This is a genomic window from Pseudomonas sp. Au-Pse12 (genome assembly GCF_021341665.1).
In the GTDB taxonomy this organism is placed as follows: Bacteria; Pseudomonadota; Gammaproteobacteria; order Pseudomonadales; family Pseudomonadaceae; genus Aquipseudomonas.
Genome location: NZ_JAJTTH010000001.1, coordinates 171,075 through 194,942 on the forward strand (window position 1 = coordinate 171,075; position 23,868 = coordinate 194,942).

Consider the following 23,868-nt stretch of genomic DNA (forward strand, 5'->3'; position numbering starts at 1 on the left):
CCTATTAATAATCACTCTCATTTCCAGGCACGACAGCCCTCCATGGATGACCCTTTGCCCGACAGCGCCGCAGGACCGCCGGCGACTCTTCATTCCCGCCAACCCTGACGGCGGTTTTCCAGCTCATTCCAGGGGCCTGAGATCTCAGGTCCAGGGCCGCTTTTTGCGTAAAAAAACTCAGGAGACAGCATGTCCATTTTCGATGACCTCAAGGATTGCCCCTCTTGGCCCGACGACTTCGCCCAGCGTTACCGCGAGGCCGGCTACTGGCGCGAGGAAACCTTCGGTGACCTGCTGCGCGGCGCCGCCCGGGCCTTTGCTGAGCGTGAGGCGCTGACCGTGGGCGAGCAGCGCCTGAGCTACCGGCAACTGGACCTGCGGGTCGACCAGCTGGCCGCCGGCCTGTACCGGCTGGGGCTGCGGGCGGGTGACAACGTGGTGCTGCAACTGCCCAACAGCGCGGCCTTCGTCGAAGTCTGCTTTGCCCTGTATCGCCTGGGGGTAAGGCCGATCTTCGCGCTGCCGGCCCACCGGCACCTGGAAATCGGCCGCTTCTGTGAGTTCGCCCAGGCCCGCGCCTACTTCTGCGCCGACCGCGAGGGCGGCTTCGACTTCCGCGCCATGGCCCGCGAGCTCAAGGCTGGCCAGCCACACCTGGAATGGGTGCTGGTGGCCGGCGAGGCCGAGGAATTCACCGCCCTGCACAGCCTGTATGACGACAGCGCCTCGCGCACCTTCCCGGCCCCCAGTGCCGACGCGGTGGCCTGCTTCCAGCTCTCCGGCGGCTCCACCGGGGTTCCCAAGCTGATACCGCGCCGCCACCACGAATACCTCTACAACCTGCGGGCCAGCGCCGAGCGCTGCGGCCTCTCCGAGGCCAGCGTGTACCTGGTGGCGCTGCCCATGGCGCACAACTTTCCCATGTGCTGCCCGGGGTTCATCGGCACCTTCGCGGTGGGCGGGCGGGTGGTGCTGAGCCCCTCGCCGAGCCCGGAAGTCTGCTTCGAGCTGATCGAGCGCGAAGCGGTGACCCACACCGCGCTGGTGCCGCCCCTGGCCCTGGTCTGGCTGGAAGCGGCCCAGGCCCGCGGGCGTGGCCTGGCGCCGTTGCAACTGCTGCAAGTGGGCGGGGCCAAGCTCAGCTTCGAGGCGGCGCGCCGGGTCGAGCCGGTGCTGGGCTGTCGCCTGCAGCAGGTGTTCGGCATGGCCGAGGGGCTGATCTGCTACACCGACCCCGAGGACCCACCGCAGCGGGTGCTGCACACCCAGGGCCGGCCGCTGTCGCCGGCGGATGAAATCCGCGTGGTGGACGAGCACGAGCAGCCGGTGCCGGTGGGGCAGGTGGGGCAGTTGCTGACCCGTGGCCCCTACACCATCCGCGGTTACTACCGTTACCCCGAGCACAACGCCCAGGCCTTCACCGCCGACGGCTTCTACCGCACCGGCGACCGCGTCATGCTCACCGCCGACGGCTACCTGATGGTGGAAGGGCGGGACAAGGACCTGATCAACCGCGGCGGTGAAAAGATCGCCGCCGAAGAGGTGGAGAACCTGCTGCTCAGCCATCCGGCGGTGGCCGACGTGGCCCTGGTGGCGATGCCCGATGCCTTCCTCGGCGAGCGCACCTGCGCCTTCGTCATTCCCCGTGGCGCCGCGCCCCGGGCCCCGGAACTGCTGCGCCACCTGCGGGCTCAGGGGCTGGCGGCGTTCAAGCTGCCGGACCGCTTCGAGTTCATCCCGGCCTTTCCCCAGACCGGGGTCGGCAAGGTCAGCCGCAAGCACCTGCGCGAGGCGATCCAGGCCCTGTACTTCGGCGCCCAGGCCGAGCCCCTGGAAGGACGTGGCGCCCGTGGCTGACCGGCAAGGGCTTTCCGACCTGCTGCAGCCGGTGCGCGGGCGCCTGCTGCTGGCCATGCTGCTGCAGGCCCTGGCGGCGCTGGTGGGGCTGCTGCCGTTCATCGCCGTGGCCGAGCTGGCGCCGCCGCTGCTGGCCGGCGAGCTGGATGCGCCGCACGCGCAGTTCTGGCTGCTGGCCGGCGCCGTGGCCTTGCTCCTGCGCCTGCTCGGGCTGGCGGCGGCGTTGCAGATCACCCACCTGGCCGACAGCGACCTGCAACGCCAGCTGCGCCAGCGGATTGCCGCGCACCTGGCGCGGGTGCCCCTGGCCTGGTTCGGCCCGCAGCGCGAGACCGCCGAGCGCGCCTTGCTGGATGACGTCGGCGCCTTGCACCAGTTGGTGGCGCACCTGCCCAACAATGCGGTGGCGGCGCTGGTGGTGCCCCTGGCCAGCCTGGTCTACCTGCTGGCGGTGAGCCTGCCCATGACCCTGGTGGTGCTGGTGCCGCCGCTGCTGGCGCTGTGGCGCCTGCGGGTGATGCGTACCCCGGCCTATCAGGCCGAGCGCCAGCGCCTGGGGGCGGCCCTGGGCGAGTTGTCCACGGCGACCCTGAACTTTGTCCAGAGCATCGCCATGGTCAAGTCCTTCGGCCGCGCGGAACGGGTGCAGGCCGACTTCTTCAAGGCGGTGCAGGGCTTCGGGCGCTTCTTCTCGCAGTGGGTGGAGCGCTGGGCCGGCCTGGGTGCCAGTGTCGAGGTGCTGCTCTCGCCCCTGCTGGTGCTGGCCCTGGTGCTGGTGGCCGGGGTGCCGCTGACGGCGGCGGGCTGGCTGCAACCGGCGCAGTTGCTGCCGTTCGCCTTGCTCGGCCCGGCCCTGGCGGCGCCGGTGGCGGCCCTGGGGCATGGTGCCGATTCGCTGGTCCAGGGCCGGGCAGCGGCGCAGCGCATCAGTGCGGTGCTGAACACCCCGGTGCTGGCGCAGCCGGCGTTTTCCCTGGAGCCCGAGGGGCACCAGGTGGTTTTTGATGAAGTGGCGTTCAGCTACCCCGACGGCACCCAGGTGCTGCGCGGCATCGACCTGCAATTGCAGCCCGGCACACTGACCGCCCTGGTGGGGGACTCGGGGGCCGGCAAATCGACCCTGGCGACCTTGCTGGCGCGCTTTGCCGATGTCAGCGCCGGGGCCATCCGCATTGGCGGCGTCGATCTGCGGGACATGGACAGCGCGACCCTGTATCGCCAAGTGGCCTTTGTCTTCCAGGAGGTGCGCCTGCTGCGCGCCAGCGTTCTCGACAACCTGCGCCTGGGGCGCCCCGAGGCCAGCCTGGCCGACGTCGAAGAGGCGGCCCGCGCGGCGCAGATCCACGCGCGCATCGCCGCCTTGCCCGAGGGCTACCACAGCCAGCTGGGCAGTGGCGTACAGCTGTCCGGCGGTGAAGTGCAACGCCTGGGCATTGCCCGGGCGATGCTCAGTCGGGCGCCGATCCTGGTGCTTGACGAGGCCACCGCCGCCAGCGACCCGCAGTCCGAGGCGGCGATCCAGCAGGCCCTGTCGCGGTTGGCGGCGGGGCGCACGGTGCTGGTGATCGCTCATCGCCTGAGCAGCATCCAGGACGCCGACCAGATCGCCGTGCTGCAAGGCGGGCAACTGGTGGAGTGCGGCCAGCACCAGCGCTTGCTGGAGCAGCAGGGGGTGTATGCCGGGCTGTGGGCGGCGCAGCAGTTCTGCGCCGCGCAGACAGTGGAGGGCCAGGCATGATTGGCGCCCTGTTACGCAGTTTGCAGCCGGCCGAAGCCCGCCTGCTGCGCCGGGCCTTGCTGGCCATGGCCGCCAGCGCCCTGGCCCAGGGCGCGGCGCTGGCCTTGTTGCCGATGGCGTTCGCCAGCCTGTTCGAGGCCGCCGCGGGGCACGAGCCCTGGCGATGGGCGGCGACCTTTGCGGTGCTGGCGGGGCTGTGCCTGGGGTTGCGCCGGCATGCCCAGCTCGCGGGTTACCGCGCTGGCGCCGCCGCGGCGCAATCGTTGAACCTGCGCATCGGCCAGCAACTGGTGCGCCTGCCCCTGGAGTGGTTCGTCGAGCGCCGCAGCGCCGAGCTCAACCGGCTGGTGACCCACACCGTGCTGCAGATCATGAGCGCCCCGGCGCACTTGCTGCAGCCCATGGCCAACGCCGTGCTGACGCCCCTGGCGCTGCTCCTGGCGCTGTTCTTCTACGACCGTTCCATGGCCCTGGCGGCCCTGGCCAGCGTGCCCCTGCTGCTGGTGTTCTACCACTGGGGCGTGCGCTGGGGCGCTCAGGCCGAAAGCCGCAGCGAGGCGGCGGCCAACGAAGCGGCGGCGCGGGTCCTGGAGTTTCTGCGCCAGCAGCCGTTGCTGCGGGCCAGTGGCCGCAGCGGCGAAGGCTTCAACCTGCTCACCGAGGCCTTGCAGCAACAGCGCCGGGCCCAGCGCCGGGCCCACTGGCGGACCTTTCCGGCGGCCCTGGGGCTGGCGGTGGTGCTCCAGGCGGGGTACACCGCGGTGCTGCTGTGCGGCCTGTATGCGGTGCTTGGGGCCAGCCTCGGCGCGGCCCAATACCTGGCGCTGGCGGTGCTTGCCACTTGCCTGGTGGAACCCATGGGTGCGCTGGTCAACCTCGGCACCACCTTGCGCCAGACCCGCCACGGCCTGAACCGCCTGCGCCATCTGTTGCGCCTGCCGGCGCTGGCAGAGCCGGGCCAGCCCCGAGAACCCCAGGGGCAGCAGCTGCAGGTGCGCGACCTGGGGCTGGTGCGCCAGGAACAGGTGATCCTGCAGGGCATCAGCTTCGACCTGCCGCCGGCTTCACTGAACCTGCTGGTGGGCGCTTCGGGCTCCGGCAAGTCGAGCCTGCTGCGCCTGCTGGCGCGGTTCAGCGACGTCAGTAGCGGCGCCATCCTGCTTGGCGGCGTCGACCTGCGCCAGTTGTCGGCCGAACAGCGGGATCGCTCGATCGCCCTGATGTTCCAGGACTGCCCGCCGCTGGCCGCGAGCCTGTTGGACAACCTGCGCCTGGGCCGCCCCGAGGCCAGCGACGACCAGCTGATGGAGGCGGCCCGCGCCACCGGCCTGGATCGCGTCGCCGAGCGCCTGCCCCAGGGCTGGCAGACCCGGGTCGGCGACGGCGGGGTCAGCCTTTCCGGGGGCGAACGCCAGTGCCTGGCGCTGGCCCGGGTGCTGCTCAAGGACGCCAGCCTGATCCTGCTGGACGAACCCACCGCCGCCCTGGATGCCATCAGCGAGGCCCGGGTCAACCGCTGCCTGCTGCAACTGGCGCGCAAGCACACGGTGCTGCTGGTGACCCACAAGCCGACCCTGGCCCCGAGCGCCGGGCAGATCCTCCTGCTGGACCAGGGTCGCCTGGCCCAGCACGGCACCCATAGCCAACTGATGGCGGCCCCGGGCCGTTATCGCGAACTGTTTGACGAGCGCGAAGCGATCAATCGCTGGCGCTTGCGCACACCTTCTTCCGTACCCCAAAGGACCGTCCACCATGACTGATAACCCAGCACTGGCACGCGCTCATCCAGCGGACGCCGGCCTGAGTCATTCACCCCAAGGACTCTGTGAAGGCATCGCCCGGTTGCTCGGCTACGCGCCCGGGGACCTTGAGGCGGATGCGTCGCTGATCGAGCAGGGCCTCGACTCGGTGAGCATCATGCGCCTGCCGGCGCTGCTGGCCAGCGAAGGCGTGGCCCTGAGCTTCGCCGAACTGATCCAGCAGCCGACCCTGGCCGCCTGGTGGGCGCTGATCGAGGCCCGCCGTGGCCTCGCGGCGCCGCGCCTGCAGGCCGTGGCCACCCCCCCGGTCAGCGACGATTTTGCCCTGACCCCGCTGCAACAGGCCTACTGGTTCGGCCGCGACCCGGGCATGCCCCTGGGCGGCGTCGGCTGCCACCTGTACCAGGAACTGGACGGCCACGGTCTGGAGCCGCAGCGCCTGGAGCAGGCGCTGCGCCGCCTGTGCCAGCGCCACCCGATGCTGCGCGCCTGTTTCATCAGCGACACCTGCCAGCGCATCCTGCCCCAGAGCCCCTGGCCCGGGCTGACCGTCCACGACCTGCGCCAGGCGTCCTGCGTCGGCGCCGCCGAGGCCCTGGAGCAGGTCCGCGAAAGCCTTTCGCACCGGTGCCTGGAGGTCAGCCGCGGGCAGGTGTTCGACGTGCAACTGAGCCTGCTGCCCGAAGGCCGCAGCCGCTTGCACCTGAATATCGATCTGCTGGTGGCCGACGTGCTCAGCATCGGCATCCTGCTGCGCGATCTGGCGCTGATCCACGCCGGCCAGGAACACCGCCTGCCGGCCCTGGAGTGGGACTTCGCCGACTACCTGCGGGCCGAGCAGGAACTGCGCGCGCCGCAGCTGGCGGCCGCCCGGGACTATTGGCTGGAACGCCTGGAAGCGCTGCCGGACGGCCCGCAACTGCCCCTGGCCCAGGAGCCGCAGACGCTTGGCACTCCGCGCTTCCGGCGCCTGGCCATGCGCCTGGACCAGGCCCAGTTGCAAGCCCTGGAACAGCGCGCCCGGCAACACGGCCTGACCCTGGCCAGCGTGCTGGCCTGCGCCTATGCCCAGGTGCTCGGCCGCTGGAGCGCCAGCCAGCATTTCCTGCTCAACGTGCCGCTGTTCAATCGCCAGGAACTGCACCCCTGCGTGCCCGATTTGCTGGCGGACTTTTCCAACCTGGTGCTGCTTGAAGTGGACCTGCGCCAGCCCGCGTCCTTCAGCCAGCAGGCGTTGGCGCTGCAGGCCCAGTTGCACCGCGACATCGCCCACAGCGCCTGGCCCGGGGTCGAGGTGCTGCGCGAGCGCGCGCGGCTGCGCCAGGGCGGAGGCCAGGGCGCGCCGGTGGTGTTCGCCTGCAACCTGGGCCCGGCCTTTGTCGACGCCACCTGCCGCGAGCAACTGGGCGAACCGGGCTGGGCGCTGTCGCAGACCCCCCAGGTGTGGCTCGACCACCAGAGCTACCCGCTGGCCGACGGCTTGCTGTTGAACTGGGACGCGGTGGACGCGCTGTTCCCCGAAGGCCTGCTGGAGCAGATGTTCGACGCCTACCGCGCCTTGCTGCTGTGGCTGTGCGCCAACGACTGGCAACAGGTGGCGCCGTTGCCGCTGCCGGCGGCGCAGCAGCAACAGCGCCAGCGGGTCAATGCCACCGAACGCGCCACGCCCGCGCAGTGCCTGCACCAGGGCTTTTTCCTGCAGGCGCGCCAGCACCCCGAGGCGCTGGCGCTGATCGACGAACAAGGCCACCTGAGCTACGCCGAGCTGGCTCGGCAGGCCCTGCAACTGGCCGGGGCGCTGGTGGCGTGGGGCGTGCAGCCGGGTGACGCAGTGGCGATCACTCTGCCCAAGGGCCGCGAACAGGTGGTCGCGGTGCTGGGGATTCTCGCCGCCGGGGCGGTCTACGTACCGGTGGGCATCGAACAGCCGCCAGCGCGCCGCGACATGATCTATCAGCGCGCCGGGGCGCGGGTGGTGATCACCGATCAAGCCCACCGCGACGGTGGCATCTGGCTCGCCGAACTGCGGGTGGTGACCCTGGCCCAGGCGGCGCCGGCCCGCGCCCTGGAGCAGCCCCTGGCGCTGGCCGCCGATGCCCTGGCCTACGTGATCTTCACCTCGGGCACCACCGGCGAGCCCAAGGGCGTCGAGCTCTGCCATCAGGCGGCGATGAACACCGTCGCGGCGATCAACCGGCGTTACCAGGTCAGCGCCGAGGACCGGGTGCTGGGGCTCTCGGCCCTGGATTTCGACCTGTCGGTGTACGACCTCTTCGGCCCGCTGAGTGTCGGCGGTGCCCTGGTATTGCCCGCGGACAGCCTGCGCAAGGAACCCCGGGAATGGCTGCGGCTGATCCGCGAGCAGCGGGTAAGCCTGTGGAACTCGGTGCCGGCGCTGCTGGACATGCTGACCCTGCAAGTGCGCGACGGCGCCGGGCTCGGGGCATTGCGCCTGGCCATGGTGTCCGGCGACTGGGTCGGCCTCGACCTGCCACGGCGCCTGGAGCAAGCGGCGGGCCGCCACGTGCCGTTCGTGGCCCTGGGCGGCGCCACCGAGGCGGCGATCTGGTCCAACTATCAGGAAGTGACGGCGGTGCCCGCGCACTGGCGCTCGATCCCCTACGGCCGGCCCCTGGACAACCAGCGCTTCCGGGTGGTGGACAGCCAGGGCCGGGACTGCCCGGACTGGGTGCCCGGCGAGCTGTGGATCGGCGGCGCCGGGGTGGCCGCCGGCTATCGCGGCCTGCCGGCCCTCAGCGCCCAGCGCTTTGTCGAGCATGACGGCGGGCGCTGGTACCGCACTGGCGACCAGGGCCGCTACTGGGTCGACGGCAGCCTGGAGTTTCTCGGGCGCCTGGACCATCAGGTCAAGGTCCGTGGCTTTCGCATCGAACTGGCGGAAATCGACCTGGCCCTGGAGCGCCACCCCGCCATCGACCGCGCGCTGAGCCTGGTGCTGCCCGGCAGCGAAGCGCAGTTGGCGGCGGTGCTGCTGGCCCGGGAGCCGCTGCCCGAGCCCCAGGCCCTGCGCCAGTGGCTGGGGCAATGGCTGCCCGAACACATGCTTCCGGATACCTGGCTGAGCCTGGCCGAGCTGCCCCTGAGCAGTAACGGCAAGGTCGATCGCGCGGCCCTCCTGTGGCTGCTGCAGGAACAGCGCCGGGGCATCCAGCCGCAGAGCGCCGAACCGCCGCAAGGGGAGTGGGAAGAAGCCGTGGCCGCGCTGTGGCAGGAGCTGCTGGACGTGCCGCAGGTGGGCCGGCATCAGGGCTTTTTCGCCCTGGGTGGCAACAGCCTGCTGGCGGCCCGCTTGATCGAACGCATCGCCCGGCAGTTCCAGCTGGAACTGTCGCTCAAGGATTTTTTCAACGCGGCCACCGTGGCCCTGCAGGGGCAGTTGCTCGCCTCGCGCCGGGAACAGCGGCCCGTCAATCAGAACGCAATGGTGGAGGGCGTGTTATGACGCTGCAACAACTGCAACAGGACCTGCAACAACTGGGCGTGGAGCTCTGGGAAGAACAGGGCCGCCTGCGCTATCGGGCCCCGGCCGGGGTCATGGACGAGGCGCGCCTGAACCAGCTGCGCGAGCACAAGGAGGCGTTGCTGCAACAGCTGCAGGCGGCGCAGATGCCGACCCTGGAGGCCGACCATTCGGCCCGCGAAGAACCCTTCCCGCTGACCGATGTGCAGGCCGCCTACTTGCTGGGCCGCACCAGCGCCTTCAGCTATGGCGGGGTGGCCTGCCACGGCTACCTGGAATTCGCCCAGCAGGACCTCGACCCGCTGCGCCTGGAGCAGGCCTGGAACCAGTTGATCGCGCGCCACGAGATGCTCCGGGCGGTGGTGCTGGAGGAGGGCTACCAGCGCATCCTGCCCCAGGTGCCGCACTACGCCATCGCCTGCCACGACCTGCGTCAGGACGACGGCAGCGCCTTGCAGGCCCTGCGTGAGCGCATGGAACTGCGCCGCGCCACGCCGCAGCAATGGCCGCTGATCGAGCTGTGCGTGAGCCAGGGCCGCGACACCTCGCGCCTGCACCTGTCGGTGGACCTGCTGGTGTGCGACTACCAGAGCGTGCGCATGCTGCTGGCCGAATTGCAGCAGTTGTATCGCGGCGAGAGCCTGCCGGCGCCGGCGCAGATCAGCTTTCGCGACTATGTGCTGGGGGAGCGCCGCCTGCGTGAGCAGCCGCGCTACCAGCGTGACCGCGACTACTGGTGGGCGCGGGTCGACAGCCTGCCGGGAGCGCCGGAACTGCCATTGCTGGGGGCGCCCAGCGGGCCGCGCTTCCAGCGCCGGGCCATGAGCCTGGAAGCCCGCGACTGCAACGCCCTGCGCCTGAACGCGGCGGCGGCCGGGGTCGGGGTCTCGGCGGCGATCCTCTCGGCCTACGCCGAAACCCTCGGGCGCTGGAGCCGGCGCGGGCATTTCTGCCTGAGCCTGACCCTGCTCAATCGCCTGTCGCTGCACCCCCAGGTCGACCGCCTGGTGGGCGACTTCAGCTCGGTGGAGCTGCTGGAAGTGCAGACCCTGCAAGGCGGCAGCTTCGGCCAGCGCAGCCAGCAGTTGCAGGAGCGCCTGTGGCAGGACATGGACCACCGCCTGTGTTCGGGCATCGAAGTGCTGCGCGAGCTGGCGCGGCGCAAGGGCCAGGACGCGGCGCTGATGCCCTACGCCTTCACCAGCACCCTGGGGGCTGGCGGCGAGAGCGGCGGCGGGGCCTTCATGCCCGGCGCCGAGTTGGTGTTCGGCATCAGCCAGACGCCCCAGGTGCTGATCGATTGCCAGGTCAGCGAGCGTGACGACGGCCTGGCGATCAACTGGGACATCCGCGAAGGGGTGTTCAGCGAAACCCTGCTGGATGCGCTGTTCGACACCTTCGAACGGCTGCTCAAGCGCCTGGCCCGGGAACCCTCGGCCTGGACCCTGGACGACTGCCTGGAGCTGCCGGCGGCGCAGCGCCTGCAACGCGAGCTGGTGAACCAGAGCCGCGCGCCGTTGCCCGAGGGGCTGCTGCATGAGCCGTTCTGGCGCCAGGCGGCCACGGCGCCGCAGCGTGTGGCGCTGATTCAGGGCGCCGCGCAAGTGAGTTACGGCGAGCTGGCCGGGCGCGCCGAAGCCGTGGCCGAGGCCCTGCTCGACGCCGGCTGCCAGCCTGGGGAGCGGGTCGCGGTGTGCATGCACAAGGGCCTGGAACAGGTGATCGCGGTGCTCGGCATTCTGCGCGCCGGGGCCGCCTACCTGCCGCTGGACACCAACCAGCCCGAGGCCCGGCGCCAGCTGATCCTGGACAACGCCGAGGTCGGCCGGGTGCTCAGCCAGTCCTGGCTGAGCGATGAGTTGTGCTGGCCGTCGCGGGTGACCCAGGTGATCCAGGTCGACCAGGGCCCGCGGCTGCCGCAGCGGCCCGTGCCCAGCGTGGCCATCGACCCGCAGCAACTGGCCTACGTGATCTACACCTCCGGCTCCACCGGGGTGCCCAAGGGCGTGATGATCAGCCATCAGGCGGCGCTCAATACCGTGGTCGACATCAACCAGCGCTTGGCCATCGACGCCGATGACCGGGTGCTGGCCCTGGCCAGCCTGGGCTTCGACCTGTCGGTGTACGACATCTTCGGCCTGCTGGCGGTGGGAAGCGCCCTGGTGCTGCCGGACCCGCAGCGCCGTGCCGACCCTTCGCACTGGGCCGAGTGCGCCCGGGAACACGGGGTGACCCTGTGGAACTCGGTGCCGGCGCAATTGCAGATGCTCACCCACTACCTGCAGGCGGTGCCGTCCATGGCCCCGGGTTCCCTGCGGCTGGCGCTGCTGTCGGGGGACTGGATCCCCCTGAACCTGCCGGCGGAGGCCGCCCAACTGCTGCCCCGGCTGCGGCTGATCAGCCTGGGGGGCGCCACCGAAGCGGCGATCTGGTCGATCTACTACCCGATCACCCAGGTCGACCCGCAGTGGCGCAGCATTCCCTACGGCCGGCCGCTGGCCAACCAGCGCTTCATGATCCTCGACGAGCAGGGCCGCGACCGTCCGCAAGGGGTGGCCGGCGAGCTGTACATCGCCGGCAGCGGCCTGGCCCTGGGCTACCTGGGGGATGCCGAGAAGACCGCCGAGCGCTTTGTCGACCATCCGCGCAGCGGCGAGCGCCTGTACCGCACCGGTGACCTGGGGCGCTACCTGGAGGACGGCCTGATCGAGTTCCTGGGCCGCGAGGATTTCCAGGTCAAGGTGCGCGGTCATCGCATCGAACTGGCGGAAGTGGAAAGCGCCTTGCTCAGCCATCCGGATGTGGAATCGGCGGTGGTGGTGGCCGCGGGCGAGGGCGCCTTCGACCGGCGCCTGCAAGCCTGCCTGACGGCCAGCCTGCGCGACACGCCGCTGGCCTGGCCGGAGCCCCTGCTGGCGCGCACCCAGGCGGCGGCCGAGGCGGTGCGCGGTGGCTTGAGCGATGCCCTGGTCAGTGAGATGTCGGCCTGCGTCGAGCGCGCCGCGCTGCTGTCCATGGGCCTGGCCCTGCAGCGTCCGGGGCTGTTCGAGGCCCCGGGGCAGAGCCATGCGCTGGAGGACATTGTGGCGCGCTGCGAGGTGGCGCCGCGCAATCAGCGCTTGATCCGCCGCTGGTTGCAGGCCCTGGCCCGCGAAGGCCTGGTGCACTGGGACCGGCACACCGGGCGTTATTCGGGCTTGCAGGTGTCGGCCACGCAATACCGCCAGCAGTGGCAGCGCATCGATGCCCTGGAACCGTCCGTGGGCTGGGGCGCCGAGGTGCTGCGCTACCTGCGCGAAAGCCAGGAGCAACTGCCGGCGCTGATGAGCGACCGGCTCGACCCGCTGCACCTGCTGTTCCCCGAGGGCCGGACCGACACCGCCGAGGGGGCCTACCGCAAGAACCTGATCAGCCAGTACCTGAACCAGGCGGTGTGCGCGGCGGTGCAGGAGATCATCCGCCAGCGTCCGGCCGGCCAGCGCCTGCGCCTGCTGGAAATCGGCGCCGGGGTCGGCGGCACCAGCGCCGACCTGATCCCGGCCCTGGACGGCCTGCCGGTGGACTACCAGTTCACCGACCTGTCGCAGTTCTTCCTCAATGAGGCGCGGGAGCATTTCGCCGCGTACCCCTGGGTCAGCTACGGCCTGTTCGACCTCAACCAGGACCACTGGGCCCAGGGCGTGGCCGCCAACTCCCTGGACGTGATCCTCTGCGCCAACGTGCTGCACAACTCGCGGCACGCCGGCCGGGTGCTGGCGCGGCTGCGCGAGATGCTGGCCCCGGGCGGCTGGCTGATCTTCATCGAGGCCACCCGCGACACCTACCAGATCATGGCCTCCATGGAGTTCAAGGAGGGCCTGACCGCCTTCGAGGATTTTCGCGCCGAGCTGGACACCACCTTCATCCGCCGCGAACAGTGGCAGCAGTTGCTGCTGGAGGCCGGGGGCGAAAGCCCGCTGTGCCTGCCCAAGGCCGACGACGCGATGTCGGAGATTGGCCAGCACCTGTTCATCACCCGCTTCAAGAGCCAGCGCCAGACCCTGGAGCCCGAGGCACTGCGCGCCCACCTGGCCCAGCGCCTGCCGGACTACATGATCCCGGCGGACTGGCAGGTGCTTGACGACATGCCCCTGACCGCCAATGGCAAGGTCGATCGCCAGGCCCTGGCGCGGATCGGCGTGGCCGGCCCCGAGCTGCAGGCCAGCAGCGGGGCCGCGCCGCTGGACGACCTGGAGCGCAGCATCGCCGAGGTCTGGCAGACCCTGTTGCGGGTGCCGGCGGTGGGGCGTGAGCAGAGTTTCTTCGAACTCGGCGGCGACTCGCTGCTGGTGGCGCAAGTGGTGGGCCGCCTGCGCGAAGCCTTGCCCCAGGCCCGGCCGTTGCCCTGGAGCGACCTGCTGCGCCAGTTGATCAACCAGCCGACGGTGGCGGCCCTGGCCGACTACCTGCGCGGGCAGGGCGTGGAAAGCGAGTCGCCGCTGGTGCGCATCAGCGACAAGGCCCAGGGCCCGACGCGGATCTTCGTCCACGACGGCAGTGGCACCCTGGCGCCGTACCGCGCCTTGTTCGCCGCCCTGGGGGAAGAGGTGCCCCTGGAAGGGCTGGTGCTCAACGATGTGCCGGGTTATCTGGCCCTGGAGCCGGCCACGGCCATTCGCCAGCTGGCCGAGCGTTATGCCGACACCCTGCAGGCCGAAGGCCGGCGCCAGGTGAGCATCGTCGGCTACTGCCTGGGCGGCTTGCTGGCCACTGAGTTGGCGGCGTGCCTGGCGGCGCGTTCGATCCAGGTGCTGCAACTGAGCGTGATCAGCAGCTACCGGGTGCCGTTCATGATCGAGGACGACCTGTTGGCCGAGTACGTGTTCGCCCGGGTGATGCAGGCCGACCCGCTGGCCCTGGGCTACCCCGAGGATGAGCAGGCCATGGAACGCAGCATCGCCCGGGTGCTGGCGCAGACCCCGGGGCGGGTGCCCCAGGGTTCGCTGCTGGCCTTGAGCGAGGACGCCCAGTGCGCCCCGGCCCTGGCCTGCCTGCGGCGCCTGGCAGAGAAAACCCCGGAGCAGCGCCTGCTGGCGATTGCCGAGGCCATGCGCCACGCCGGCTCGCCATTGAGCGACCTGCACTGGCTGCGCGAGCAGTTGCAGGTGCTGCGCCACAGCCTGGCGGCGGTGGCCCTGCACGAGGCCACGCCGTACCAGGGCGACCTGCTGTTCATTCGCCAGAGCGGCGAGGTGCAGGTGCTGCCCGGCATGCACCGCGACATGAGCGCCTATTGGCAGGCGCTGTGCCTGGGTGAACTGCGGGTGGTGGATGTGCCCGGGGATCACTTCAGCTGCATGCAACAGCCCCAGGTGCAAGCCGTGGCCCAGGCCTTCACGGCCCCCGCCGAGGTGGCGGCATGAGGGCAGGGGTGGTGGGGCTGGTCGGCGCCTATGGCAGCGTCGGCCGTCAGGTCGCGCAGTTGCTGGCCGGCCAGGTAGCGCTGCGCCTGGGCGGGCGCGATCCGCAGCAGGCCGAGCAGTTGAACCAGCAGCTGGGGGCGCGCGCCGAGGTGCGCGCCCTCGACCTGTGGGATTCGCAGCGCCTGGCGGATTTCTGTGCCGGTTGCGTGCTGGTGATCAACTGCGCCGGGCCCAGCTACCGGATTCTCGATCGGGTGGCCCGGGCCGCCCTGGCCGCGGGTGCCGACTACCTGGATGTGGGCGGTGACGACCCTGTGCATGAGCGGTTGTCGGGGCAGGTGCCGGCGGGGCGCCGGGTGCTGTTGTCGGCGGGCATGCTGCCGGGGCTGTCGGGGCTGTTTCCGCGGTTGCTGGCGCAGTCCTTCCAGCGGGTCGATGCCATGCGCTGTTATGCCGGTGGGCTGGGGCGCTTGTCGGCCACCGCCGCCGAGGACTTTCTGCTGAGCCTGGGCAATGGCTTCGGTCAGGCCCAGTGCGCTTTCAGCCAAGGGCGGCGGGTGCGCAGCAGTGCCAGTACCCCGCAATTGCTGGAGCGACCCTGGCTGCCGGTGAGCGGCGTGCCGGCCTATGCCTACTTGAGCTGCGAACAGCAGCGACTGTTCAGCGACCTGCAGATTGGCCACGGGCAGGGCTTCAACCTGTTCGAGGGCGGGCAACTGGCGGCGACCTTGCAGCGTATCCAGGGCTTGGCGCCGCAGGCGCGCGACGCGGCGCAGAACGTTGCCGCGCTGGTCCGGGCCAGCGCCCTGGATGTGGCCGGGCGCCAGCCCTATCAGTTGCTGGCGGTGGAAATCGACGGCCTGCGCGACGGGCGTGAACAGCATGACTGCGCCTGGCTGCGGGCGGCGGACGGTTCTCGCCTGACCGGCAGCGTCGCGGCGTTTTGCGCGCTGCACTGGGCGCAACTGCCCGAGGGGCTGCACTACGCGGCCCAGGTGCTGGACGCGGCGGCGTGCCTGGAACAGCTGCAGCGCTGGCTGCCGGAAACTCGGGTGCAGTTGCCCGGTTGCACCGGCGTGGCGCTGGCCGAGGCCGAGGAGGGCGTGCTGTGAGAAAGGCTCCCAGTGCCTGGCTGCGGCGTTACCCGCAGCCACAACCGCCGCGTTGCCGTCTGGTGTGCCTGCCGCATGCCGGTGGCAGCGCGAGCTTTTTCAATGGCTGGCGCAACTCGTTGCCGGCGGATGTCGAGCTGATCAGCGTGCAGTACCCGGGGCGCGAAGAGCGCCTGGGCGAACACTGGCCCGGCAGCCTGGAATGGATGGCGGGCAACATCACCCGGGCCTTGTCGGACCTGGTGGACCGGCCCCTGGTGCTGTTCGGCCACAGCCTGGGCGCGGCCCTGGCCTATGAGGTGGCGGCGCGCCTGCAACAGCAGGGTTCGGCGCCGCAGCGGCTGATCGTCTCCGCGCACCCGGCGCCCCATCGCCAGCGCGGCGGCGAACTGCACCTGGGCCCGGACGAGGACCTGCTGGCGGATGTCCGGCGCTTGTCGGACGGTGCGCCATCGCCGCTGGACGACCCGGCGCTGCGCGAGCTGTACCTGCCGGCGCTGCGCAACGATTACCGGCTGATCGAGAGTTACCGCGGTGCCATCGGCCGCACCCTGGACCTGCCCCTGAGCGTGTGCCTGGGCACCCGGGACACCGAGGTGGACCAGGACGAAGCCTATGCCTGGGCCGAGGTCAGCGCCCAGGTCACCGATTTCCAGGCCTTCCCCGGTGGGCACTTCTACCTGCGCGAGCAACAGGCCGAGCTGCTGCGCCACCTGACCCGGCTGCTGGCGGGCCATGGCGAGCAGCCGTGGCAGTGCTGGCCTTCGACCCCATGAACCTTTCTTTGGTAGACCTCGACATGAAGACCCCCGAGCAGTGCAGCGGCCTGGACGATGTCCGCTGCGGTATCGACGCCATGGACCGGCAGATCATCCAGGCCCTGGGCCGGCGCCTGGCCTACGTCAAGGCGGCGGCGCAGTTCAAGCCGACCGAGGACAGCATCGCCGCCCCGGAACGGGTCGCGGCGATGCTCCCGCAACGCCGGCAATGGGCCGAAGAGGCGGGCCTGGACCCGATGTTCGTGGTGCCGCTGTTGGCCCAGATCATCCACTGGAACATTGCCCAGCAAGTGCGCCACTGGCGCCGCCAGCACGGGCTGGATCAAGGAGCTCAAGATGAATGAATCGTGCCTGTCCGGGCTGACCCGGGCTCTGCGCAAGGGCGAATCCCTGGCCCGGCATCGGGGCCGCGCGGTGCTGGTGGTGTACAGCCTGGCCGCCGAGCGCCTGGAACCGCTGCGGCTGTTTGCCGCCAACCGCCAGGTGTTCGGCCAGAGCCTGTTCTGGTCCAGCGACCAAGGCGCCCTGGCCCTGGCCGGGTTCGGCTGTACCGAGGAAATCAGCCCGCCGGCCGCCGAGCGTTTCAGCGCCAGCACCCAGGCCTGGCGCCAGCTGCTGGCGCAGGCCCATCAGGTCGGGCCCAAGCGGGCCTGCCTGTGCGGCGGTTTCGCCTTCGACCCCCAGGGCCCGCGCAGTGCCCAGTGGCAGTCGTTTGCCACCACGTCCCTGGTACTGCCGCGGATTCTGCTGCTGCGCGAAGGCGAGCAACAGCACTGGCTGTTCAGCCTGTGGGTCGAGCCCGGTGCCGATGTGGCCCATTGCGCCAGTGCCCTGGAAGCCGAATGGAGCCTGTTGCAGGCGCGCTATCACCACGCCCCGGCGGCGCAGCTGCCCGCCGGGATCCAGGCCGAGGCAGCCCCCCTGGCCGCCGAGCGCTGGCAGGACTGCGTGGCCCGGGCGATTGCGCGAATCCAGGAGGGTGAACTGAGCAAAGTGGTGCTGGCCCGGGAAGCCTGCCTGCAGGCGACCGGCAACATCCCCTGCGGCCCCTTGCTGGAGAACCTCCGGCAGGCCTATCCCCAGGCCTTCCTGTTCGCCTTCAGCCGTGGCGACAGCTGCTTCCTCGGGGCCACGCCGGAGCGTCTGGTGCGCTTGGCCCGCGGCACCCTCAACACCGTGGCCCTGGCCGGCACCTGCGCCCGCGGCGCGCACGAACAGCAGGACGCGGAACTGGGCCAGGCCCTGATGGACAGCGCCAAGGACCGCCACGAACACGCCCTGGTGGTGCAGACCCTGCGCGAGTCGCTGCAACCCTACTGCGCCATGCTGGAAATTCCGCCGCAGCCGCAGCTGCACCGCCTGGCTCACGTCCAGCACCTGCTGACCCCGGTGCTGGGCCGCCTGCGGCCCCAGGTCGACCTGCTGCAACTGGTGCAGGCCCTGCACCCGACCCCGGCGGTGGGCGGTTTGCCGCGGGACAAGGCGCTGGGCTACATCCGCGAGCACGAGCAACTGGACCGTGGCTGGTACGCCGCCCCGGTGGGCTGGCTGAACGCCGAGGGCGATGGCGAGTTTGCCGTGGCCCTGCGTTCGGCCCTGATTCGCGGCAACCAGGCGCACCTGTTCGCCGGCTGCGGCATCGTCGGCGAGTCGGACCCACAGAGCGAGTACCAGGAAACCTGCCTGAAGCTGCGCACCATTAGCGAGGCGCTGCGCCCGCCAGCGGCCTCGCCGAGCGTGGCCGTGAACGGCGGACAGAGCGCCTTGTAGCCGCTGCCGAAGGCTGCGAACGAGCCGCAGGTGTGCAGCGATCCAGAGGGCGCCGAGGCCCCTTCGGTGCCGTGCGCAGCCTGCGGCGACGGCGGCAGGGAGCGGTTTCGGGCGAAGACTATGTGATTGGAAAAACGCCGGCGTGGTCGTATCTTTGCGCCTCCCTTCATTCGACCACCCTGGCGAGCCCCCATGAAATCCGACGCGTTGACTGACACCTTGCTCAAGCTCGAAAACGCGTTCAACGACTCGGGCGAGGACGCTGTGCGGCGCATCGACGCCTGCATCGCCGAGGTGGCCCAGTTGGCCGATCCGGCCAGCATCGGCCCGCTGTTGTCATTGCTGGACGACGAGGCCGAATACGACGTTGTGATGTACTCGCTGATCCACGCCGCAGAGCATTTCGATGATCCGGTGTACGTGCCGGCGTTGCTGGCAGCGCTTCCCGGCTTGCTGGAAAACAGCCCGAGGTGGGCGCAGATTCTCTTCACCCGGGTGCTCAACAGTGAGCCCGCGCGGCTGGAGATGGTCCGTGCCTTGCGCGAGGCCGCAGCGGGGGTCAAGGCTGCGGCGCTGGAGTTGGCCAATTCGATCAATCAGCAGTCTCCGGCATTCCTGGCCAAGACGATGGTCATCCTGGTGGCGGCTCAGCCGGCTGCGTGAGTCAGCTTCTGCACAAGCCTGCTTTTATGCGCTGGGTCAGCCGGTAGGAACGGCGCTGGCCGTCGGGCCGGCGATGCTGGAGGCCGGCTTGGCCCGCAGCAGGGCGTTGATGGCCTGGCCGTAGCCCTTGCCCGCCAGACTCATGCTGTTGTTGTGGGTGCCGCCGGGCACCAGCAGCAGTGTTTTCGGTTCCAGCGCGACCTTGAACAGTTCCTTGCTCAGGCGCGGCGGTACGTAGTCGTCTTTCAGACCGTGCACCACCAGCAGTGGCATGCCGATGTCGCGGATCTTGTCGACGGAGTCGAACTTCTGCGACAGCACCCAGCGCACTGGCAGCGAGGTCTTGGTCACCGCCGCGGCGGCATCGGCCAGGGTGGTGAAGGTGGATTCGACGATCAGCCCGCGGGCGGCAATCGGCGTTTTCTCGGCGGCGGCCGTGCGCCCCAGTTCGGCGGCCAGGTCGATGGCCACGGCGCCGCCCAGGGAGTGGCCGTAGATCAGGCGTTTGCTGGCGTTGGGCTGCAGCACCTCGAGCCGTTCCCAGGCGATGCGCGCGTCTTCATACACGCTGCTTTCCGAGGGCAGGTCGCCGTGGCTCTGGCCGAAGCCGCGGTAGTCGATGGCCAGCACCGAGTAGCCCAGGGCGTGCAGTTGCTCGATGCGAAACAGCTGGCCGGTAAGGTTCCAGCGCACCCCGTGCAGGTAGAGGATCGCCGGGGCGTCGGCGCGCGTGGCCGGCCACCACCAGGCGTGGAGGTTCTGCCCGGCCTTGAAGCTTTTCGGCTTGAGTTCCAGTTCCTGCACCGTGCTCGGCAGGCCGCGATACCAGCCGGCGGTGCCCGGCTCGATGCGAAACACCAGCTGGCGTTCCTGGTGTTCGAGCACCGCGCAGCTCACCGGCAGGCCGCCGACCAGCGCGGCCAGGCACAGCAGGGAAAACCAGCGACGGCGCAGGCGCTGGGACAGGGTTGGGGACATGGAAGGCTTCACCACGGAACAGTCGACAGGGCGTTTTAGCAGATGTGTCGGGATGGCTGTAGCACTTTCGGCGCAGCGGTCTGCGGCAAGGGTTAGCAAATGCTACGCAGCACCGCGGCCAGCGCCGTGACCGCCCGCTGCGGGGCGGGCCACGACGTGGGCGGGGCGCTAGAAGTTCCAGCGGGTGCTGACCATCAGGTTCCGCGGGTCGCCGTAGTACGACGAGTTGTAGAAACCGATGTTGGTGAAGTACTTCTTGTCGAACAGGTTATTGACGTTGAGGGTGGCCGAGACGTTCTCGCTGATCTGGTAGCGGGCCATCAGGTCCACCAGCCAGTAAGGGTCCTGGGCGAATTTTTCCTCGGTCTTCTTGACCCGGTTGTTCAGCACTTGCCAGCCTTCACCCTGCCAGCGCGCGCCGCCGCCCAGCGTCAGTTTGTCCAGGCTGCCGCCGAGCTTGTAGCTGGTGTAGAAGCTCAGTTGGTCCTCGGGCTCCCAGGTCGAGACCTTTTGCCCGTTCTGATCACGACTGACCTTGTGGGTGTAGCCGGCCTGCAACTGCCAGCCGGGAGCGAGCTCTCCGGAGATTTCCGCTTCAACGCCCTTGGTCTTGGAGGTAATGCCTTTGTAGGCGTAGCCAATTTCCGGGTTGGTCGGGTTGCCGTTGTAGAAGTGGTTCGCTTCAGCGCGGTTCTCTTCATGAACCTCGAAATAGGCCAGGCTGGAGTTCAGCCGACCGTCGAAAAATTCGCCCTTGAGGCCGATTTCATAGTTGGTGCCTTCATTCGGCTCAAGCATCTTGTTGCTGCTATCGCGGTATGCGGTCTGCGGCAGATAGATTGCGGTATAGCTGGCATAGGCCGAGAAGTGATCGTTGAGGTCGTAGATCAGGCCGGCGTAGGGGATGACTTTTCCAGTGTCCTTGGTGTCACTGGTGCCCGTGACTTGGTAGTTGGCAATCCGCGTTCCCAGCAGCAACGACAGGTCGTCAGCCAGGCTGAAGCGGCCGGTGATGTAGGTGCCGGTCTGCCGGGTGATTTCATCGTTGTTGTAGCCGGCCTCGCCCCAGTCCGGCTCCCGGCTATCGCCGTCCCACTGATACAGCTCGTAGCTGTTGTCGAAGTAGGTGGGGTTGAAATAGTCCTTGCCCTGCCAGCGCGAGCGGGAGGCATTCATTCCGAGCACGATCTGGTGTTCGCGGCCCAGGAGGTCGAATGGGCCGCTGACGTAGGCGTCCAGGGTATCGCTGGTAGTGTTTCCGGTGAATTTGTTGGCGTAGATCGAACCGGTGGTCGTGGTCTCGGGGTTTATCGAGCCCAGGGGGGCGTTGTAGCCATTGAGTTGGTGATTGAGCTGTCCCTTGGCGATCCAGCCATTGTCGAAACTGTGTTCCAGGGTGGCGAACAGAGTACGGGTGTACTGTTCCCAACGGCTCCATCTGGCCCCGTTGTTGTAGGCGCGCGGCAGGTCCAGGGGGTTGCCGGACGAGTCGTAGATCGGGCGGCTGCCGGACCAGCCCGAGCCCTTGGGGTCGTTGTTCTGGTAGTCGGCGCCCACACTGAGCAGGGTGTCGGGCGACAGGTCGAATTCCAGGATGCCGTAATAGACCCCGGTCTTGCGCTGGTAATGTTCCATGAACGAGTGTTTGTCCTGATAAGCCGCAACGGCGCGGCCACGCACGTTGCCGGTTTCGCTCAGGGGGCCGCTGAGGTCTATTTCCGAGCGGTAGTTATCCCAGGAACCGGCACCCAGATCGATATGCCCCTTGAACTGCGTCGTCGGTTTCTTGCGAATCAGGTTGATGGTGCCGCCCGGGCCGCCGGCCCCGGTCAGCAGGCCGGTGGCGCCCTTGAGCACCTCGACACGGTCATAGATGGCCATATCGGTGAGGGTCTGCCCGGCCGAGTAGGCGGCGTTGCGTGTGGTGGGAATGCCGTCGTACTGGAAGTTCTGGATGGAGAAACCGCGAGAGTAGTAGTTGGTTCGCTCACTGTCGTAGGTCGATACGGTAATGCCGGGTGTGTGGCGCATGACGTCGTCGATGGCGTTCAGGCCGAAGTCGTCCATCACCTGGCGGGTCACCACCGAGATCGACTGCGGGGTTTCCCGCGGGGTCAGCACCAGCCGGGTGGCGGTGGCGATGGTGCCCGGGGTATAGGAACCGCTGCCTTCGGTAACGCTGCCCAACTGGTTGGCGCTGACCGTGGTCGCCCCCAGTTCGAGCCGTTCGCCGCTGCTGGCCTGGACCACCCGATAGCCCGCGCCCTCGGCCACGGCGTGCAAGCCCAGAGGGTTGAGCAGGCGCTGCAGGCCTTCATCCACGCTGAAGCGGCCATTGAGGCCGGTGCTGCGCTTGCCGGCGCTGAGGCTGGCATCGACGGCGACCATGGCCCCGGATTGCTGGCCGAAGGCGCCCAGCACCTGGTCCAGGTTGCCCGGGGCGATGGCGTAGTCGCGCTGCTGGCGGTCAGTGGCTGCGGCGCCGGGTTCGGCGGCCAGCAGCGGCAGGCTGGTGCTGGCAATGGACAGGCCGATGAACACCGGGCGCAAGGCCGCGGCAAGGGGCGTAAGGCGAATGTGCATAAGGGAAATCCGTGGGTTGAGAAGGGTTGGCGCTGAGCTGTTTTCCAGCTTCTTCCCTGGTCTTGATGCACGAGATTGAAAAAACTGCCGCCGCGTCGGAAAAAAAACGGAAAAAATCAGCTGGCCTCCACGGTGGCCCAGTAACCCATCACCCGCCGGATGCGAATCGGCAGGGTCTTGGCCAGCAGGTCGAGGCTGGCGTCCGGCTGGTCCAGGGAGAACGAGCCGGAGACGCGCAACCCGGCGACCTCGGCGGCGCAGCGCAGGAGGCCCGGGCGATAGCGGTCGAGCTCGGCGATCACCTCGCCCAGGGGCTGGCGCTCGGCGATCAGCAGGCCCTGGGTCCAGGCGCTGGCGGTGGCAGGCACCGTGGTCAGGGCGCCGATCCGCTGCTGGCTGATTTCCACTTGCTGGCCCGCGCCCAGGCTCAGCGCGGGGTGCTGGGCGTTACTGAGCGAGCCGCTGCCGGCGAGCACCTGCGCCCGGGTGCCGTGGCTGCCCGGCCAGCCGACGCTGAGGATCAGTTGCGACTGGGGCGCCAGCAGTATCCACGCATCGGCGGTGACGATCCGCAGCGGCGCGGCGTTGCCCAGGGTCAACAGCAGGCGGCCAGTGTTGAGCCGCAGTTGCAGGCCCAGGGGGCTGTGCTGCTGATCGAGGCTGGTGCGGGTGTCCAGTTGCAGGCTGGCGCCCGTGGCCAGTTGCAGTTGGCGGCGCTCGCCGGTGCTGGTGTGGTAGTCGCTGAACAGCTGCGGCAACAGCAGCCGTTCACGCACGCTCCAGCTGCTGGCGGCCACCACGCCGAGGCCGACGATGCCCTTGAGCAGGGTGCGCCGCCCGGGGTGGCTGCGGGCCTGCAGCAGCTGCCGGGCACGGGGCGCGGGCAGGCTGCGGGTGCTGTCGCGCAGGTCCTGGCCGATGCCGACCAGGCGTTGCCAGGCCAGTTCGTGCTGCCGCTCGGCCCGGCGCCAGGCCAGGCAGGCGGCCTGCTGCTCGGGGCTGCTGATGCCCGATTGCAGCAACACCAGCCACTCCAGGGCCTGGTCCAGGACCCGCTGTTCCACGGCGCCCTGATCGTCCACCGGCTGGAAGGCGTTCATCCCTGGTACACCGCCGCGTAGCAATGGCGGTAGGCCTTGAGCATGGCTTTCTGCACCACGTTGACCGAGAGCTGCAGGCGCTCGGCAATCTGCGGGTAGGTCAGGCCTTCGAGCTGGGACAGCAAGAACACTTCGCGTACCCGGGCGCCCAGGCCATCCAGTACCTGGCCCACGGCGTCCAGGGCTTCGAGCACCAGCAGGCGGGTTTCCGGCGAAGGCTGGTGCTGTGGCTCCAGCTGCGCCAGGGATTCCAGGTAGGCGCGTTCCAGGGCCTGACGGCGGAAATACTGGCCGCACAGGCGGCTGGCCACGGTATTGAGGTAGGCCCGGGGTTCACGCAACAGCGGCAGTTGCTCGCTGCGCAGAATGCGCAGGAAGGTGTCTTGCGCCAGGTCCAGGGCCTGGTCCTGGTTGCCGAGCTTGCGCCGCAGCAACTGCACCACCCAGTTGTGATGCTGGACGTAGAGCTCGCCCACGGCGTGCTGTAGCGAAGAATTGGGCACCATCGATAGGGGTTCCGGGACCGAGGCGGGCGAAAAGGGCGTTTATGGTAATGCTTCTCATTAGTGCGTGCTCGAGTTTTTATCGCTGCCGACCAAGGCCTGAGTACATCGGGCTTGTCGGCTATATGGTTGTAAGCTACAA

Annotated in this window: 14 protein-coding genes; 10 read left to right on the top strand and 4 right to left on the bottom strand. The window is 69.3% G+C overall.

Features of this window, described 5'->3' with window-relative positions; genetic code table 11:
• Positions 1-189 precede the first annotated feature (189 nt).
• The 10 genes from LXM55_RS00670 to LXM55_RS00715 all read left to right on the top strand — a co-directional run bounded on the left by LXM55_RS00670 (position 190) and on the right by LXM55_RS00715 (position 18,562).
• Positions 190-1,857, top strand: a complete 1,668-nt coding sequence (locus LXM55_RS00670) for a (2,3-dihydroxybenzoyl)adenylate synthase (RefSeq protein ID WP_233317648.1) — start codon at positions 190-192, stop codon at positions 1,855-1,857.
• Positions 1,850-3,595: an ABC transporter ATP-binding protein gene (locus LXM55_RS00675; protein ID WP_233317650.1), complete on the top strand. Its 1,746-nt coding sequence runs from the start codon at positions 1,850-1,852 to the stop codon at positions 3,593-3,595. The genes LXM55_RS00670 and LXM55_RS00675 overlap by 8 nt, the downstream gene beginning before the upstream one ends.
• A complete protein-coding gene (locus LXM55_RS00680; RefSeq protein ID WP_233317653.1) occupies positions 3,592-5,355 on the top strand; it encodes an ABC transporter ATP-binding protein in 1,764 nt (587 codons plus the stop codon). Before LXM55_RS00675 ends, LXM55_RS00680 begins: the two co-directional genes overlap by 4 nt.
• Positions 5,348-8,818, top strand: coding sequence for a non-ribosomal peptide synthetase (locus LXM55_RS00685; protein ID WP_233317655.1), 3,471 nt, complete (start codon positions 5,348-5,350; stop codon positions 8,816-8,818). The genes LXM55_RS00680 and LXM55_RS00685 overlap by 8 nt, the downstream gene beginning before the upstream one ends.
• On the top strand, positions 8,815-14,238 hold the full coding sequence (locus LXM55_RS00690; protein ID WP_233317657.1) for a non-ribosomal peptide synthetase: 5,424 nt from the start codon (positions 8,815-8,817) through the stop codon (positions 14,236-14,238). The genes LXM55_RS00685 and LXM55_RS00690 overlap by 4 nt, the downstream gene beginning before the upstream one ends.
• A complete protein-coding gene (locus LXM55_RS00695; RefSeq protein WP_233317659.1) occupies positions 14,235-15,350 on the top strand; it encodes a saccharopine dehydrogenase NADP-binding domain-containing protein in 1,116 nt (371 codons plus the stop codon). The genes LXM55_RS00690 and LXM55_RS00695 overlap by 4 nt, the downstream gene beginning before the upstream one ends.
• Positions 15,347-16,126 (top strand): thioesterase II family protein, encoded by a 780-nt coding sequence (locus LXM55_RS00700; RefSeq protein ID WP_233317660.1) that lies wholly within the window; start codon positions 15,347-15,349, stop codon positions 16,124-16,126. The genes LXM55_RS00695 and LXM55_RS00700 overlap by 4 nt, the downstream gene beginning before the upstream one ends.
• A 23-nt stretch (positions 16,127-16,149) precedes the next feature.
• The gene (locus LXM55_RS00705; protein WP_233319008.1) at positions 16,150-16,473 is read left to right on the top strand and encodes an isochorismate lyase; all 324 of its coding nucleotides are present in this window, start codon (positions 16,150-16,152) and stop codon (positions 16,471-16,473) included.
• Positions 16,466-17,899: an isochorismate synthase gene (locus LXM55_RS00710; RefSeq protein WP_233317661.1), complete on the top strand. Its 1,434-nt coding sequence runs from the start codon at positions 16,466-16,468 to the stop codon at positions 17,897-17,899. Before LXM55_RS00705 ends, LXM55_RS00710 begins: the two co-directional genes overlap by 8 nt.
• A gap of 192 nt (positions 17,900-18,091) precedes the next feature.
• A complete protein-coding gene (locus LXM55_RS00715; protein ID WP_233317662.1) occupies positions 18,092-18,562 on the top strand; it encodes an Imm30 family immunity protein in 471 nt (156 codons plus the stop codon).
• A gap of 36 nt (positions 18,563-18,598) precedes the next feature.
• Here the strand turns inward: LXM55_RS00715 and LXM55_RS00720 are convergent, their stop codons facing one another.
• The 4 genes from LXM55_RS00720 to LXM55_RS00735 form a co-directional block, all read right to left on the bottom strand.
• Positions 18,599-19,540, bottom strand: coding sequence for an alpha/beta hydrolase (locus LXM55_RS00720; protein WP_233317663.1), 942 nt, complete (start codon positions 19,538-19,540; stop codon positions 18,599-18,601).
• 168 nt (positions 19,541-19,708) lie between these two features.
• Positions 19,709-22,123: a TonB-dependent siderophore receptor gene (locus LXM55_RS00725; RefSeq protein ID WP_233317664.1), complete on the bottom strand. Its 2,415-nt coding sequence runs from the start codon at positions 22,121-22,123 to the stop codon at positions 19,709-19,711.
• Between the two features lie 116 nt (positions 22,124-22,239).
• On the bottom strand, positions 22,240-23,223 hold the full coding sequence (locus LXM55_RS00730; protein WP_233317665.1) for a DUF4880 domain-containing protein: 984 nt from the start codon (positions 23,221-23,223) through the stop codon (positions 22,240-22,242).
• A complete protein-coding gene (locus LXM55_RS00735) occupies positions 23,220-23,729 on the bottom strand; it encodes a sigma-70 family RNA polymerase sigma factor (protein WP_233317666.1) in 510 nt (169 codons plus the stop codon). Before LXM55_RS00735 ends, LXM55_RS00730 begins: the two co-directional genes overlap by 4 nt.
• Positions 23,730-23,868 lie beyond the last annotated feature (139 nt).

Excerpts from the sequence above, each read along its gene's own strand:
- LXM55_RS00670 (WP_233317648.1), top strand. The coding sequence starts at position 190 with ATGTCCATTTTCGATGACCTCAAGGATTGCCCCTCTTGGCCCGACGAC.
- LXM55_RS00680 (WP_233317653.1), top strand. The coding sequence starts at position 3,592 with ATGATTGGCGCCCTGTTACGCAGTTTGCAGCCGGCCGAAGCCCGCCTG.
- LXM55_RS00685 (WP_233317655.1), top strand. The coding sequence starts at position 5,348 with ATGACTGATAACCCAGCACTGGCACGCGCTCATCCAGCGGACGCCGGC.
- LXM55_RS00690 (WP_233317657.1), top strand. The coding sequence starts at position 8,815 with ATGACGCTGCAACAACTGCAACAGGACCTGCAACAACTGGGCGTGGAG.
- LXM55_RS00695 (WP_233317659.1), top strand. The coding sequence starts at position 14,235 with ATGAGGGCAGGGGTGGTGGGGCTGGTCGGCGCCTATGGCAGCGTCGGC.
- LXM55_RS00705 (WP_233319008.1), top strand. The coding sequence starts at position 16,150 with ATGAAGACCCCCGAGCAGTGCAGCGGCCTGGACGATGTCCGCTGCGGT.
- LXM55_RS00710 (WP_233317661.1), top strand. The coding sequence starts at position 16,466 with ATGAATGAATCGTGCCTGTCCGGGCTGACCCGGGCTCTGCGCAAGGGC.
- LXM55_RS00715 (WP_233317662.1), top strand. The coding sequence starts at position 18,092 with ATGAAATCCGACGCGTTGACTGACACCTTGCTCAAGCTCGAAAACGCG.
- LXM55_RS00720 (WP_233317663.1), bottom strand. The coding sequence starts at position 19,540 with ATGTCCCCAACCCTGTCCCAGCGCCTGCGCCGTCGCTGGTTTTCCCTG.
- LXM55_RS00725 (WP_233317664.1), bottom strand. The coding sequence starts at position 22,123 with ATGCACATTCGCCTTACGCCCCTTGCCGCGGCCTTGCGCCCGGTGTTC.
- LXM55_RS00730 (WP_233317665.1), bottom strand. The coding sequence starts at position 23,223 with ATGAACGCCTTCCAGCCGGTGGACGATCAGGGCGCCGTGGAACAGCGG.
- LXM55_RS00735 (WP_233317666.1), bottom strand. The coding sequence starts at position 23,729 with ATGGTGCCCAATTCTTCGCTACAGCACGCCGTGGGCGAGCTCTACGTC.